Genomic DNA, 14,979 nt, shown 5'->3' on the forward strand with positions numbered 1-14,979 from the left:
AAGCAAGGGCTTCGTTAAATACCTGGCATTCCTTACCAATAGGTATCCTTTATTAAGGTTATTACACCTGTTAATACAATGTTTGCGATTGCTAAAGGAATCAGAATTTTCCATCCCAGATTCATCAACTGATCATAACGGAAACGAGGTAAAGTCCACCGAATCCACATAAAAAAGAAGATGAAGGCAAATATTTTCAGAAAGAATACCAGTACGCCAATGACGGTGATCCAGTTCTGCGAGAGCCCTAAATCGTGCATAAAAGGAAAGTTATATCCGCCAAAGTAAAGGGCGGACATCACGGCCGATGAAACAAACATATTGATATATTCCGAGAACATATAAAGTCCCAATTTCATCGATGAATATTCGGTGTGATACCCGCCAACTAATTCTGTTTCACATTCCGGCAGGTCAAATGGTACACGGTTACATTCGGCGAAAGCACAGGTAACAAAAATAATAAAACCCAGGGGTTGAACCCATATATTCCAGTTTACAAAACCGCTTTGCTGTGCCACAATTTCCTTTAAGGATAATGTTTGCGTGACCATTAAGAGCGCAATAATGGAAAGCCCCATCGCCACTTCATAACTGATGCTTTGTGAAGCCGCTCTAATCGCTCCCATTAGAGAGAATTTATTATTGGAAGCCCATCCACCAAGCATAATACCATAAACTCCCAAGGCAATCACACCGAAGATGTAAAGAATCCCAACGTTTACATCGGCTACCTGTAAATCTATTACTCGCTCTCCGATTTGCAGGGACTGGCCCCAGGGTATCACAGCGCTACTGATACAAGCCGTTATAATAGCGATAGTTGGTCCCGCTATAAAGAGTCCTTTGTGTGCGCCGGCCGGAATTATCTCTTCCTTAAAAAAGAACTTCCCTCCATCCGCTAAAGGTTGCAAAATACCAAAGGGACCTGCACGATCCGGCCCCTTGCGGTCTTGCATAAAGCCGGCCACTTTTCTTTCGGCCAAGGTTGAATACATGGCAATAACGAGTGTTAATACAAACACGACTACGATCAGTATCAATTTCTCTATTATAAATGCAGCTTCCATCAACGTTTAATTTATCTGTTTATTAACCGTGTTATTATTGTTTATATAGCTTTATTAAAGCCGGACTGACCGTTCGAACTGATGTTTGTTAGCTTCTTGAAGCTTCGGATTCTCCTTAACTACCGGTAAGGGTTTCAGGGTCTCATAATGATTCGCCGAGATAACGGATGTATGGGCTACCTTTCGAGGACCTTCTATAACCCAATCGGTAGTATGTTTTTTATCGAAACGACATGTATTGCAAATAAAATCCTCAACTTCGCCGTATTCATCCTTTCGGGCTGTAACGCGTAGCACTTCTTCCCCTTTATACCACAGGGTAACTTTACCGGAACAGTCCGGGCAATCCCGGTGTGCATCTACCGGTTTGGTAAACCAGACCCTGTTTTTAAACCGGAAAGTTTTATCGGTCAAAGCCCCTACCGGGCAGACATCAATCACATTTCCTGAAAAATTGTTATCGATCGCCTTTTCGATATACGTTGATATTTCAGCGGCATCTCCCCTTCCCAAAATGCCATGTACTCTTTTGTCCGTTATTTGATCTGCAACAAAAACGCAACGATAACATAAAATACATCGCGTCATATGTAATTGGATCTTATCTCCAATATCTATTCGTTCAAAAGTTCTTCGCTCAAATTCATAACGGGTAGCTGCAGCACCGTGTTCAAAACCTAGATCCTGCAAGTGGCATTCGCCTGCCTGATCGCAGATAGGGCAATCCAATGGATGATTAATCAACAACATTTCAACGACCCCTTTCCGTGCTTCCAAAACTTCATTGGAGGTAATGTTTTGAACCTCCATACCGTCCATCACCGTAGTGCGACAAGAAGCTACCAATTTAGGCATTGGTCTCGGATCCTTCTCTGAGCCTTTACTTACTTTTACCAGACAGGTTCTACATTTCCCGCCGCTTCCTTGTAATTTGGAATAATAACACATAGCGGGTGGTACAATTTCTCCCCCAATCTGCCGTGCGGCATTTAATATGGTTGTTCCAGGTGCTACTTCAACGGTAATACCATCAATGCTTACTTTTATTTTTTCGTTATCAGCCATATATTTAGTTATTAGCTGTTAGTTATTAGTTGTTAACCAGCCATTAGCCCTCACCTTTTACCTTCACCCTTCCACCGTCAGGGGATCTGCATAATGTGCCAAGCCGAAATTTCTATGTTGTGCCTCTTCTCCATGAATGACGTGCCACTCAAATTCGTCTCTAAAATGACGAATAGCACTTGCAACGGGCCAAGCAGCTGCATCACCAAGCGGGCAAATTGTATTCCCTTCTATTTTTTTCGAGACATCTACCAATAGGTCGATATCACTCATTTTGCCATGGCCATATTCGAGCCGGTGCAATACTTTCTCCATCCAACCTGTTCCCTCTCTACAAGGTGAGCACTGACCGCAGCTCTCATGATGATAAAAGCGGGCAAAATTCCAGGTATTACGCACAATGCATTGATCTTCATCGAAGACGATAAAACCTCCCGATCCGAGCATTGTTCCGGTTGCGAAACCACCATCAGCCAACGATTCATAAGTCATGAGCCGATTCTCTCCCTTTGCTGTTTTTAATATTAAATTAGCGGGAAGAATCGGGACAGAAGAACCTCCTGCTACAACTGCTTTTAAACGCTTTCCGTTGGTGATGCCTCCACAGTATTCATCAGAATAGATAAATTCTTCTACCGGTAGACCGAGTTCGATTTCATACACCCCCGGTTTATTAATATTGCCGGAGGCTGATATCAATTTAGTTCCGGTGCTTCGCTCGATACCTATTTTGGCGTATTCCTCTCCACCCATATTTAATATCGGGACTGTGGCTGCGATTGACTCGACATTATTGACAACCGTAGGACAGTTATACAAACCGGCCACTGCAGGGAATGGAGGTTTTATACGGGGGTTTCCTCGTTTTCCCTCAAGTGATTCCAAGAGCGCTGTTTCCTCACCACATATGTAAGCTCCGCCACCCGGTTGCACATACAGTTCTAAATTATATCCGGTACCTAAAATGTTGGTACCTAAGAATCCTGCGGCTTTAGCCTCTTCAATAGCTCTTTCGAGAATACGGATTTGAGGCATCATCTCCCCTCTCACATAGATGTAAGAAGTGTTTGCTCCCAATGCATAGCTAGCAACGATCATTCCTTCAATTAGCGCATGGGGAATATGAGTCATTAAGTACCTATCTTTAAACGTGCCGGGCTCGGATTCGTCGGCATTGCATACCAAATAACGGGGCACTCCTTCCGGCTTGGCTAAGAAACTCCATTTCATTCCTGTGGGAAAGCCCGCTCCACCGCGCCCTCTCAGTCCCGACTTTTTCACTTCTTCCACCACTTCTTCCGGACTGAGGGTTTTCAAAGCCTTTTCAACCGCCCGATACCCACCCTTTTGGCGATAAACCTCAAATGTATTTATTCCAGGTACCTGAATATGCTCTAATAGTAATTTCCGCGCCATTGCATTTAGTCTTTAGCTATTCGTATGGTCATTCGTTGTTAGTTATTCGTTGTTGGTGTAATCGGTGATTAGCGCTTAGTTTCATACAAAACAGCTCAGTCATTCAACGCTTTTGTTCTATCCTCAAACACCTTTACCTCATTTTACTTACTTGTGCTTTAATTCTTCAATTAACTGATCAACACTTTCTTCCGTTAGGTTTTCGTAATAAGTATAAGTTGGTCCAATTTGTAGAACGGGTCCCATACCGCATGCTGCAACACACTCGATACCTCTCCAACTAAATAAGCCGTCAGGTGTTACTTCATTTTCCTTTACTCCTAATCGGTTTTCGATATGTTTCATAATCCGTTCGGCACCCACCAAACAGCAAGGTCCTGTACGACAAACCTCCAACACATATTTACCTTGAGGTTGTAAGAAAAACATGGTATAAAAGGTCGCCACTTCGTATACCTCTATAGGCTCTATCCGCAAATAGGCTGCAACTTTATCCATTGCGTCTACACTTAACCACCCGAACTCGGCTTGCACTAAATGTAGTATAGGTAGCAAAGCCGACTTTTGCCTACCTTCCGGGTATCTTTTTACGATCTCGTCAAACTTTGCAAGGAGGTCGTCCTTTATTTCCACAGGGCTGTTGTTTTTTACACTAAGCATCTAATTCTCCTGCTATAACGTTTAAACTACTCATATTAATAATAGCGTCCGAAAGCAACATACCACTGCTCATAGGCGCGTACATCTGATAATTAATGAAAGACGGCCGCCTAAAGTGCAGTCGATAAGGGGATCGCCCTCCATCGCTGATCAGGTAAAAACCCAGTTCGCCATTTGCTCCTTCAACCGCATGATATACCTCAGTTTTTGGTGTATCAATTTCTCCCATCACAATTTTGAAGTGATAGATGAGCGCTTCCATATTATTATAGACCTGCTCTTTCGGAGGTAGATAGAATTCAGGTACATCGGCATGAAAGATACCTTTGGGTTCCTTTTCAATCTTATCCAATGCCTGTTCAATGATCCGTATACTTTGTCGCATTTCCTCATTCCGTACCATATAGCGGTCGTATACATCCCCATTTTCACCTACGGGGATGTCAAAATCGAACTCGTCGTAGGATGAGTATGGCTCGTTGGCACGCACGTCATAATCAATGCCTGTTGCCCTCAAGAGGGGGCCACTCCAGCTATAACTTAAGGCTGTTTCAGGATCCACAGCCGCTACACCTGACGTACGGTCAATAAATATTCTATTTCGGTTAAACAATTCCTCGAATTCCGTTAAAACCGGTGGATATCTTTTTACAAATTGCCTGATTTTGGAAAAGGCTATTTCATTAAAATCGCGCTCGAAACCTCCAATTCGTCCAATATTAGTTGTCAATCGGGCACCACAAATCTCCTCAAATATTTCGTAGATAAATTCGCGCTCCTGCATCACGTACAGAAAGCCGGAGAACGCGCCGGTATCCACTCCTAATATCCCATTGCAAATGATGTGGTCTGCTATACGGGCAAGTTCCATGATGATAACCCGCATATACTGTACTCGCTTTGGAATCTCTATGCCCAACAACTTCTCTACCGTCATATGCCATCCCATATTGTTGATGGGAGAAGAGCAATAATTAAGACGATCGGTAAGCGGAGTAATTTGATAGTAGGGGCGATGTTCGGCTATTTTTTCGAAAGCCCGATGAATATAACCGATGGTAGAGACACCACTTACAATACGCTCTCCATCCACTTGCAACACGTTTTGAAAGACGCCGTGTGTTGCCGGGTGTGTAGGTCCAAGGTTCAAGGTAACCAAGTCGTCCTGTGGATCATTATCCTCAAACACGAGGTGGTTAGTGGTTATTTTCGGTCGCAGCTCGCTCATAATGAATTATCTACCAAAGAAAAAGTCTTTTTTATCTACTCTATTTGGGTCTTCCAACGGATATTCCTTCCGCATGGGAAAGACCTCCATTTCATCTACATTCAAGATTCTCCGTAAATCGGGATGTCCTTGAAATATCACGCCGAAGAAATCGTATGTTTCACGCTCCATCCAGTTCGCGCCGTTCCATAAAGATGTAGCAGAGGGTATTTCCGGCTTAGTACCATCCAAAAATACCTTAATTCGAATCCTGACATTGTGCACTAAGCTATGTACATGATATACAACAGCGATACTAAGCGCTTGCTCCGGGTAGTGAACCGCGGTAATATCTGTCAGGTAAATAAACTGTAAATCTTTATTGGTTTTCAAGAAGGCAAGTACCTCTAAAATTTTCTCCTTTGAGGTTGTTATGCTTAGTAAACCGAAAGGTTCTTCCACCCCGTTCACGTCACTTTCAAATGCCTGCTTTAAGTATCCTATAAGCGTTTCGTTATTTAGTTTAGTCATTTTTATGTATTCCGTAACTTTCCAAAAGCGCTTTATATTCTTCCGTCTCTCTTCGGCGAACCGATTCGTTCCTGACAATATCCTGTAGGCGCATAACGCCGTCCAAAATGGCTTCCGGCCTTGGCGGACATCCAGGGACATACACATCCACAGGGATCACTTCATCAATACCTTGCAAAACGGAATAGGTATCAAATATTCCACCACTGGAAGCACAGGCGCCAACGGCAATTACCCAGCGAGGTTCAGCCATTTGAATATAGACCTGTTTCAGTACCGGCCCCATTTTCTTTGCTATGGTTCCCATTACTAACAACATATCGGATTGGCGCGGAGAAAAGCTCGGCCGTTCTGCACCAAAACGGGCAAGGTCATAGGTAGCACCCATGGTAGCCATAAATTCTATTCCACAGCAAGAGGTGGCAAACGGTAAAGGCCATAAAGAGTTTGCGCGGGCAAGCCCAACAGCTTTATCGAGCGTAGTGGCGAAAAAACCTGACCCGGTGACTCCCGGAGGAGGGGGGGCTAATTTTATATCACTCATAATTCCTAGGTATTAAAATGCCAACTGGTCATGGCATTATCCATCACAAAATGCCACTGCTTTTAAAAGCAGGTATGCTCAAATTTAATAATTTAATAGGTTAAGGGTGAAAATTGCAGGTATTTAGAATCGTTCTAATATATGCGCAACTTTTAGTCCCATTCCAAGGCTCTCTTCTTTATCACATAGATGAAACCCAGCAATAGGAGCCCCATAAATATAAACATCTCGATGAGTCCTTCCATCCCCAGCGATCTAAAATTGACGGCCCATGGGTACATGAAAATAACTTCGACATCAAAAATTACGAAGAGTATAGCCACCATGAAGTATTTAATCGAAACGGGTTGACGGGCATTTCCGATTACTTTTATGCCCGATTCAAAGGAACTTAGTTTGTTTTCGGTGCGAAGTTTTGGTCCGATGAGATGCGTACCAATAATGGTAGTAACGCCAAAGCCTACGGCAACAAACATTTGAAGCAAAATCGGCAAGTAATCAATGGGAGTACTGTTTGTAGCGGCTTCCATAGTTTATGTTTAGTTAGTGTCTGTTAATAATGCAAACATAAATTTTACTTCTTACATTATCAACTTATCACCCAAGATTTTGCCATAAAAAAAGCGCCCGCTCGGATGAGCGGGCGCTTTTAAACAATAATTTAATAAGATTATTTTTGTTGAGCTGATGTACCGTTATTAGCAGCAGGCTTTAATTGCTCTAATGTTTGCGTCGCATAAGCATTTCCAGGTTCTGCTTCCAATGCTTTTTGCAAATGGTCGCGGGCTTCCTGATATTGTTCTTTATTAACTAAATCTGCCGCAATTACGTTGTGTGCCTCCGCTACGTACCGTCCAGCTTTCTTCTGCGTTTCTGCATCCTTCGCTTGTATTACCTTTAAGTATTCTTGATAGGCAGGTACAGCAAGGCCTTGAGGATTCTGCGGGTCCTCTTTCAAGGATAAGGATTTTGCTTTATATAAATAAGCCTCAGGCATATCCGCAGCCACCTCATTCACTTTGGTAAATGCACTTACAGCATCGTCCAAAATACTTGTACTTGGTTTCGGATCATCGTTAATATGCATAGCATAATTAAAATACTGGGAGAATCCCCAGTAAAACAAGTCATAGTTATATGTCTTAGACTTTGGTGCCTGAGCGGCCGCTTTAAATAAAGCACCGGCTAAATCAAAACGTTTTGCATCAAAAGTCTTTTTCGCTTCTGCACTCACATCCTCTGCCAATTTCCAAGTGGTGTCCATTTGAACGCCCTTGGTTAAATTAGCAATACCTTGGGCCAATAGTGTAGTATCGGTCGCTTTGGTTGTATCGCTTGCAATTCTAATTTCAGATAAGCCTAAGAAATAGTAATCCTGAGGAATGATACGGTTTTGCTCTACTTTGGAAAGGAAATCAGTCAATGCTTTTTGGCTGGAAGGATAATTACCATTTTCGTAAGAAGCGTAACCTAAGTAACGTAAGATACGCGGGTTTACTTTATCCAACTTAGCCATTTCATTAGCTTGTTCTTCTAAGTTCTTGTAATCCCTTGCCTTGATCATGAAGTCGGCATAGCGCATACGTGAATCCAAGGAGTAATCCGTTAAATCCATATATTGCTTATAAGCCTTCAAGGCCTCTTGGATACGACTGTTATAGTCTTCTGATTTTGTCGCAAATTGTGCGTAAGCATTATAGGTCTCTGCCAATTCTCTGTAAGCAGGCGCATAATCCGGATGTTCTTGAATAATGGTATTTAAATCCTGAACAGCTTCAGGAAACGCACGTGCTTGTTTAGAGATAACGGTCATTTGTACACGGGCACGTGTAAAGGTATTATCCAAATCGTATGCATCACGGTAGTTGGTATACGCATTACTTGCATCGCCCATGCCGAAGTAAGCATCTCCCAAAGAAGATGGGATTAAGGCATCCTTCTGATTCGCTTCTTTTGCTTTTTCCAAGTAAGGCAAGGCCTTTTTATAATCCGGTTTTTCTAAGTTAGGATTCATATAGGCACGACCTACATACAGATTCTCTAGGTAGTCCTTCTTTTTTGCTTTCTCCGTAGCTTCGGTAAATAGCTTTTCAGCTTCCGCCGTATTACCTTGTACAAGTGCTACTGCTCCTAAGCCTACTTTATTCAGGTTATCTTTTGGATCAGCTTCAAGTCCTTGTTGGAAAAAAGTTTTTGCCGAATCCGGATAATCGGTTACCAAATAGACATCGCCCAAATAAAAATAGTTTTCGGCATCTTTCGGCTTGTTCTGCACTAAATTCTTTAGAATCGATTTAGCCTTCGCGTATTGCTCCGCGTCGATTGCTACTTGTGCATCTTTCAGACTTTGTGCATAAGAAGCCCCCGAAGCTATGAAAGCAATCGCAAGACCTACACTTGCTGCTCTTCTTATCATTTTCATTGTTCTTTTAATTTATTTAAAGTCTAATATACTAATTTCTTATTATTATTTCCCGTGGAGGGATACTATCAGGCAATAGGCCGGATTTCAAAATAAGTCTTTGACCTCGCTCGCCATGCAGGAAGGATGAAAAGCCGAGGCCGATCGATTCCTTTCCTTGCACATTGATGCAGTACAAAGGCCTGGTGAAAGGATACAAATTTAAAGCCAAATTTGATTGGGTTGGTTTATAATATCCGTCATCACCGGGTTTTCCTTGCTGATTCTTAACACCGAGCACTTTTATATGCTCCATATAAGGGACCAGCTCCCTCTCTGGTTGCATAATCCAATTAATCCCCAAAACACCTACGCTTTGTGGATTTTCCTTCACATACTGCACTATTTCACGGCTACCTTTCAGTGCATAAACGCCCTTATCAGGTAATTTATCGACGCCCGCCAATTTCCTGAAATAAGCAACCGTACTCGAATTGGCATTATCGAACACCAACGCCTTTATCTTTGTTACCTCCTGCCCCTTCATGATCCGAATAATGTCATCTGCCAAGATGGTCGAATCCGGGTTGCGTTTATTCGTTATAATAGCAATGGCATCCGTAGCAAAACGTACAGTTCGGGGATATATTGTCTTCGATTTAAAAAATTCCGATTCTTTTTCTGTCAATTCGCGTGTAGTAATAGCTAGTTGAGCCGAATCTCGCAACAATGCACGTATCAGCTCATTTTCAGATTTAGCAATCATGGTAAGCTCGGCATTGGTGTAGCTACTCTCAAAAATGGCGATCTGATCTTCGATAATAGGTGCTACGGTTTCGTCAACCAATACATTCGCTCTTCCCGTAAGAATTCCCTGCGTGTCCTTTGTCGGCGCATTGTTACAGGCAACAAAGAAAAGTGCTGCAATGGACGTTGATACAAAACACAGAATAACGCGGCTATTTTTCATGGTTAGGCATTGATTAGGTTAATGCTAGAAGACCTGTTCCAATACGACTTTACGTTAGCTACCCCTCCCAATTCGTTGACTTTGCCATAATCTTGCAAATCTCAAGAAAGAGTAAACGATAAGCAATAAACCGAACAAAACACGATAGGTTCTATCCAAGCTCAGTGGGAAATCCTTCCAGAAAATGATAACCAAACCAAGCACGAAATAGAATCCGAACATGCAAAGTCCTAAAATGGACAGAAATCGCTTTGCGGGCGATTTCTGTCTATCACTACTTTTATTGGTACGTTCAAGCATGAATTACATTCCTTGAAGGTTCAATTTAATAGGTAAGGAGTAAGATACCCGTACCGGGCGTCCGTTCTGAATACCAGGTTTCCATTTAGGTGAAGATTTCAACAATCTCACCGCTTCTTCGCCAGTACCATATTTCAAGTCACGCAGTACTTTGATATCGGTCAAAGATCCATCTCGTTCAACCACGAAAGACACATGGATAGAACCACTTACGCCTTGTTCCTTTGCCATCTGTGGGTATCTATAGTTTGCACCAACCCATTTATAGAAAGCAGGTAAACCTCCTGGAAATGATGGCTGTACTTCCACCGCATTGAAGTCCATAATACCGGAACCTTCTTCCGTTACCTGAGCATCTTTTGGTCCTTCACCTACCGGCATATCGATACGTATATCAGCCGTAGGGTCCCCAGCGATTGTTTTAGGTCCCGGATCAGCCTTTTTCAGCTGTTCAACGGTTGGCGGTTCCTCGTCACGCACCTGCTCTGCCGGTACCACCTTAGGAGGAGGCATCCGTACTTGATCCACACGTGGAGGCGGAGGTTCAACCGGTGGCGGTGGAGGCGGTGCTTCCTCGTTCACCGGAGGTGGTTCTGATAGAACCACTTCTGTTTCAATTACTTCTTCTGGTGCTTCATCCTGTTCACCCCGAATCGCCTTGATGATCATAGGCGATGTTACCAAGCCTACGAACAATATTATACCTATGAGTAATGCTCGTGAAGTATATTTAGGCGAAATGGTGCGCAAGTCATAAGCGCCATACGCTTTATTGCGTCCTGCGAAGACTACATCAAGCCATTGCGGTTTAAATATATCTAATTTAGACATTCTTATTTCATTTTTTGGGATAACCCTTTGTTAATAAATTCCCTCACGTTTAAGCAATTCAACCTCCGGAGTACTAATATCGCCAATCATGTATTGTTGTGCATTAACGATTTTCATCTCATCCAGTATATCTACTAAGTTACGGTAGTTCGAATTGTCGCTTGGTCTGATAATAACAATGAGTGGTTTACCCGTTGCGGCTTGCACATCTTTCATCTTCTTGAGCAGGACGGGTCTGATTCCGTTCTTACCATAATCTACTACTGTCGGGCCATCCAGTGGTTTTTCCAATTGTCCCATATAGTATTCGATTTTGTCCTTTGCACCCAATAAGATGGTCATTGATCTATTATCAGCCACTTCCAGATTATCATCTTTGTTTTCCTTATCCTTATCCGGCATAGCCACGTCCATTGCGTGCGGTTTAGCCAAACTGGTCGTTAACATGAAGAAGGTAATCAGAAGGAACGCCAAGTCAACCATGGGTGTTAAATCCACCCGGGGGGTCTGTTTACCACCGGTATTTAATTCTGCCATTTCTTAATATTTTTAATGATTATTTACCGTAATCCTCCGTTCTAAGGTTAGTAACTAAACTAAACTTATTGATCTTCTGTCCCTGGAGAATATCTATCACCTTCTTAATAGCAGGGTATTGTTCTTTAGCGTCTCCTTTGATAGCCACGCGCATTTCCGCATTATTAGTTTCTTTTGTAGCGTAACGGGCAGCTATAATCCATTCATGTAACTCAGAAGGGCTATTCCCTACAGAATCCGTGGGGATACCTGGCTGAAGGCCAGCTCTGTTTCGCTCTGCGTTATCCATTGCAATAATCTGCTTTAGATTTTTGAAAGGAACGCCGAAACCTTCCATCAAAGAAAATCTTTCTTTTTCCTTTTGCGAGAAACCGACGCTATATTTTTCCGACATTCTTTCCAGCATACGCATTCTTATGTTCGGACCGGCAACACCGAAAAACACCTTACCATCTCCTCCTACGGTAATTGTACCCAAATTTGCATCCGGAACCTTGATCTGTACCGTGGATGCAGGGGTATCTACCGGCAAAGGCTCTGGCTGGCGAGCAGTTGCGGTAAGAATAAAGAACGTAAGCAGCAGGAATGACACGTCACACATCGCCGTCATATCAATGGTTGTGCTCGCTCTTTTTACTTTAATCTTTGGCATCTCTTTACGTTTATAAGTAAATAAAAACTAGTTTCTAATATAGTGATGCAAATTCCACAGCCTTTCCATAAAAACTATGGAATTTTTTCACCTTTTTTTATTTATGCTTAGACGCGTAAGTTTGAACGATCGAGAAGCCAGCCTCGTCAATAGAATAGGTCAATTTATCTATTTTAGAAGTAAATACATTGTACATGATTACAGCGATGGTAGAAGTAAAGATACCGGTTGCTGTATTGATAAGCGCCTCAGAGATACCGTTTGCCAACTGCGCTTGGTCAGGAGCACCGCCGGTAGCCAAAGCCGCAAACGCCTTGATCATACCCGTTACTGTTCCTAATAGACCGGTTAATGTACCGATAGATACTAAGGTGGCGATAACGGTTAGGTTTTTCTCTAACATTGGCATTTCCAATGCAGTCGCTTCTTCAATCTCTTTTTGAATTGCCAATACAGAATGTTCAGTATCCAAAGTTGTATCTACAGAAGCTTCTTTGTATTTGTAAAGACCGGATTTGATTACATTAGCTACAGATCCTTGTTGTTTATCACATTCGGCGATGGCTGCATCAATGTTTCCTGCAGAAAGGAATCCTTGCACTTTAGAAACAAAAGTGTCTACATTTCCTTTTCCAGCAGCTCTGCTGATTACGAAGAAACGTTCAAACGAGAAAACAATTACCATTAATAATAAACCTAATAGTACCGGTACGATGTAACCCGCTTTGTAAACCATTGCAAAATAGTCTCCTGGCATCGGTTCGCCATTCTCCGGGTCTCCTCCTTGGAAGTGTGAAGGATCACCCATCACGAATTTCCATACCAATGCGCCTATGACAAGGCAGATAATAATTGCCAGACTTGCAAATACGTTAGAACCTTTTGAGCTGCTCTCTTTTTTAGCCGGGGTTGGTTTTGGTGCGTTTGCCATTTTCTTGATTTTTTAGTTTTTAGTTTTTATGGATTAATTTTTAATTGTACAAAACACTTTGCCGTTTTTTCCAGTCGTCAAAAAGGCAAAAGCAAATTTATAATTTTAGATTTAAAAACAAATTTATGCAATATTAACTTTTAAATATCTCTCCTTCTAACGTGCAACAGCGGCATCAACGCCAAAAAAGAGCTCTATTGTGTCACTGCCCTCATTTTCGAAGACAATATTTTACAATAAAAACTATTTTTTTTTGTAATTGCAAATAAATGACATAAAAAAAACGTCGATTCCGGCATCTATTCGTTAATATTGTGCATTTGAATGTGTCATTATCACACCATCCCAAATCCTGTTAATTTATTCTCTTCCAACTGCCTAAACTAAGTGTAAAAAGAACACTATGCCCCCTCTTTTTTCTCGCCTTAACTCAAATGTAAAATTTAAATAGCGTTTAAGTGTTTTCAGATGCAATTGTAAACGTTGGCAGTAAGGTAATATTGTGCTTTTAGGCAAATTTATTTCCAAAAGCTTATTTGGTCTAGCCTCCTATCAATTTAACTTTATACCCTTCGGTGGTTAGGATCTCAACGATCTTTTTCCTAAAATCGCCTTGAATCATAATTTGTCCTTCTTTGGTGGCGCCCCCAACTCCACACCGCTGTTTTAATTGTTTCCCTAAAGCGGATAAATCTTCTTCCTTTCCCACAAAACCCGTAATAAGCGTTACCGCTTTTCCCGCCCGTTGTTTTTTATCCAGTTGAACACGCAATTGTTGCTTCGCCGCAGGCAAGGTGTCTGTTTCAAAAGATTCTTCTTCCCGATAGCTATAATTCTGATCAGTGGAATAGACAATACCGTCAAACTGTTGTTTTTTCTGCTTAGCCATTATAAAGGTATTTAAAGCCTTTTACTAACATACAACATTTAATGAAGAGGGCAAAACTTCTATTGACAATTTTTTGTCGAGCGTAAACGGTTCCCCATCTAAATGCACCGGCCCCCTTTGTGGGCGTTCAATGGTGATCTGTTTTCCTTTAATAATTTCCACGTAATCCGATTGATGGGCAGTTCGGCTAAACAAATGGTAGATCATTACGGGAAACTGAATTAACGGAAACTGCTTAATGATACAAACGTCAAGTAGGCCGTCGTCAACAGACGCACCCGGGGCAATGTAAGCATTATTTCCATATTGCGGAGAATTAGCTATACTGATCATAAATGCTTCCCGCTGTATTTCATTGCCATCTATACAAATTGTATATTCCTGGGGCCTATATCGACTGATTTCCTTAAGCACGATTTTTAAATAGCCCACGGGGCCGCGGGTCATATTTTCCGCAAAGCGATCGCTGATAAGGGCATCAAAGCCCATCCCCGCAACGTTAAAAAAAGCTTTCCCGTTAACCAGACCGCTATCGATCGTAATGATATGGCCTTTATTGATTTTTGCGATGGCTTGCGATACATCAGAAGAAATTCCCAAATAACGCGCCAAACCATTTCCGGAGCCTTCGGGCACAATTGCTAAAGGCGTAGGGGTATTCAATAGTTCCTTCGCGATCTCGTTGATCGTACCATCTCCTCCCACTGCTACCACTAAATCTACCTGCTCCTGTATCGCTATTTTCGTTAACTCTGACGCATGTTGAGCCCTTTCCGTAATCTTAAAACTCGCTTCGAACAGATCGTCGTTGAGGTATTTTCTCGCTAGCCTTTCAAAGCCCTTCTTGCTCTTCCCTCCGGATATTGGATTGATTAGAAATTGGATTCGTTTTTTTGTCATTTAACAGTCGCGCCTATTCATTTACAAATGTACTAAACCCACTTGAATTTAATACCTACAGCAACGAAAGTATTA

General features: G+C 42.1%; 16 protein-coding genes. All 16 read right to left on the reverse strand.

Annotated features, from left to right (window positions below; genetic code table 11):
- Positions 1–32: 32 nt before the first annotated feature.
- The 16 genes from nuoH to M1D52_RS23400 all read right to left on the reverse strand — a co-directional run bounded on the left by nuoH (position 33) and on the right by M1D52_RS23400 (position 14,904).
- A complete protein-coding gene (gene nuoH / locus M1D52_RS23325; RefSeq protein WP_013664883.1) occupies positions 33–1,070 on the reverse strand; it encodes an NADH-quinone oxidoreductase subunit NuoH in 1,038 nt (345 codons plus the stop codon).
- A 54-nt stretch (positions 1,071–1,124) separates the two neighbouring features.
- Positions 1,125–2,135, reverse strand: a complete 1,011-nt coding sequence (locus M1D52_RS23330) for a 2Fe-2S iron-sulfur cluster-binding protein (RefSeq protein WP_013664882.1) — start codon at positions 2,133–2,135, stop codon at positions 1,125–1,127.
- Positions 2,136–2,198: 63 nt separating this feature from the next.
- Positions 2,199–3,551 carry an NADH-quinone oxidoreductase subunit NuoF gene (gene nuoF / locus M1D52_RS23335; RefSeq protein ID WP_013664881.1) on the reverse strand — a complete coding sequence of 451 codons (1,353 nt, stop codon included), beginning with the start codon at positions 3,549–3,551 and terminating at the stop codon, positions 2,199–2,201.
- A gap of 147 nt (positions 3,552–3,698) precedes the next feature.
- On the reverse strand, positions 3,699–4,211 hold the full coding sequence (locus M1D52_RS23340; RefSeq protein ID WP_013664880.1) for an NADH-quinone oxidoreductase subunit NuoE family protein: 513 nt from the start codon (positions 4,209–4,211) through the stop codon (positions 3,699–3,701).
- Positions 4,204–5,439, reverse strand: a complete 1,236-nt coding sequence (locus M1D52_RS23345; protein ID WP_013664879.1) for an NADH-quinone oxidoreductase subunit D — start codon at positions 5,437–5,439, stop codon at positions 4,204–4,206. The genes M1D52_RS23340 and M1D52_RS23345 overlap by 8 nt, the downstream gene beginning before the upstream one ends.
- 6 nt (positions 5,440–5,445) lie before the next feature.
- On the reverse strand, positions 5,446–5,949 hold the full coding sequence (locus M1D52_RS23350; protein WP_013664878.1) for an NADH-quinone oxidoreductase subunit C: 504 nt from the start codon (positions 5,947–5,949) through the stop codon (positions 5,446–5,448).
- A complete protein-coding gene (locus M1D52_RS23355; RefSeq protein WP_013664877.1) occupies positions 5,942–6,493 on the reverse strand; it encodes an NADH-quinone oxidoreductase subunit B in 552 nt (183 codons plus the stop codon). Before M1D52_RS23355 ends, M1D52_RS23350 begins: the two co-directional genes overlap by 8 nt.
- A gap of 152 nt (positions 6,494–6,645) precedes the next feature.
- Complete coding sequence (locus M1D52_RS23360; protein ID WP_013664876.1) at positions 6,646–7,023, reverse strand: NADH-quinone oxidoreductase subunit A; 378 nt, start codon at positions 7,021–7,023, stop codon at positions 6,646–6,648.
- Between the two features lie 140 nt (positions 7,024–7,163).
- A complete protein-coding gene (locus tag M1D52_RS23365; RefSeq protein ID WP_437393722.1) occupies positions 7,164–8,909 on the reverse strand; it encodes a tetratricopeptide repeat protein in 1,746 nt (581 codons plus the stop codon).
- Between the two features lie 37 nt (positions 8,910–8,946).
- Entirely contained in the window at positions 8,947–9,864 is a 918-nt protein-coding gene (locus M1D52_RS23370) for a PstS family phosphate ABC transporter substrate-binding protein (protein WP_437366067.1), read from the reverse strand.
- A gap of 303 nt (positions 9,865–10,167) precedes the next feature.
- Entirely contained in the window at positions 10,168–10,995 is an 828-nt protein-coding gene (locus tag M1D52_RS23375; RefSeq protein ID WP_013664872.1) for an energy transducer TonB, read from the reverse strand.
- A gap of 30 nt (positions 10,996–11,025) precedes the next feature.
- Positions 11,026–11,532 (reverse strand): ExbD/TolR family protein, encoded by a 507-nt coding sequence (locus tag M1D52_RS23380; protein ID WP_013664871.1) that lies wholly within the window; start codon positions 11,530–11,532, stop codon positions 11,026–11,028.
- Between the two features lie 19 nt (positions 11,533–11,551).
- Positions 11,552–12,184, reverse strand: a complete 633-nt coding sequence (locus M1D52_RS23385) for an ExbD/TolR family protein (protein WP_013664870.1) — start codon at positions 12,182–12,184, stop codon at positions 11,552–11,554.
- A 97-nt stretch (positions 12,185–12,281) separates the two neighbouring features.
- Positions 12,282–13,115, reverse strand: a complete 834-nt coding sequence (locus tag M1D52_RS23390) for a MotA/TolQ/ExbB proton channel family protein (protein ID WP_013664869.1) — start codon at positions 13,113–13,115, stop codon at positions 12,282–12,284.
- A 541-nt stretch (positions 13,116–13,656) separates the two neighbouring features.
- Positions 13,657–14,004, reverse strand: coding sequence for a translation initiation factor (locus tag M1D52_RS23395; RefSeq protein ID WP_013664868.1), 348 nt, complete (start codon positions 14,002–14,004; stop codon positions 13,657–13,659).
- Positions 14,005–14,028: 24 nt separating this feature from the next.
- The gene (locus M1D52_RS23400) at positions 14,029–14,904 is read right to left on the reverse strand and encodes a diacylglycerol/lipid kinase family protein (protein WP_437366071.1); all 876 of its coding nucleotides are present in this window, start codon (positions 14,902–14,904) and stop codon (positions 14,029–14,031) included.
- Positions 14,905–14,979 lie beyond the last annotated feature (75 nt).

This window comes from Olivibacter sp. SA151 (genome assembly GCF_054130995.1).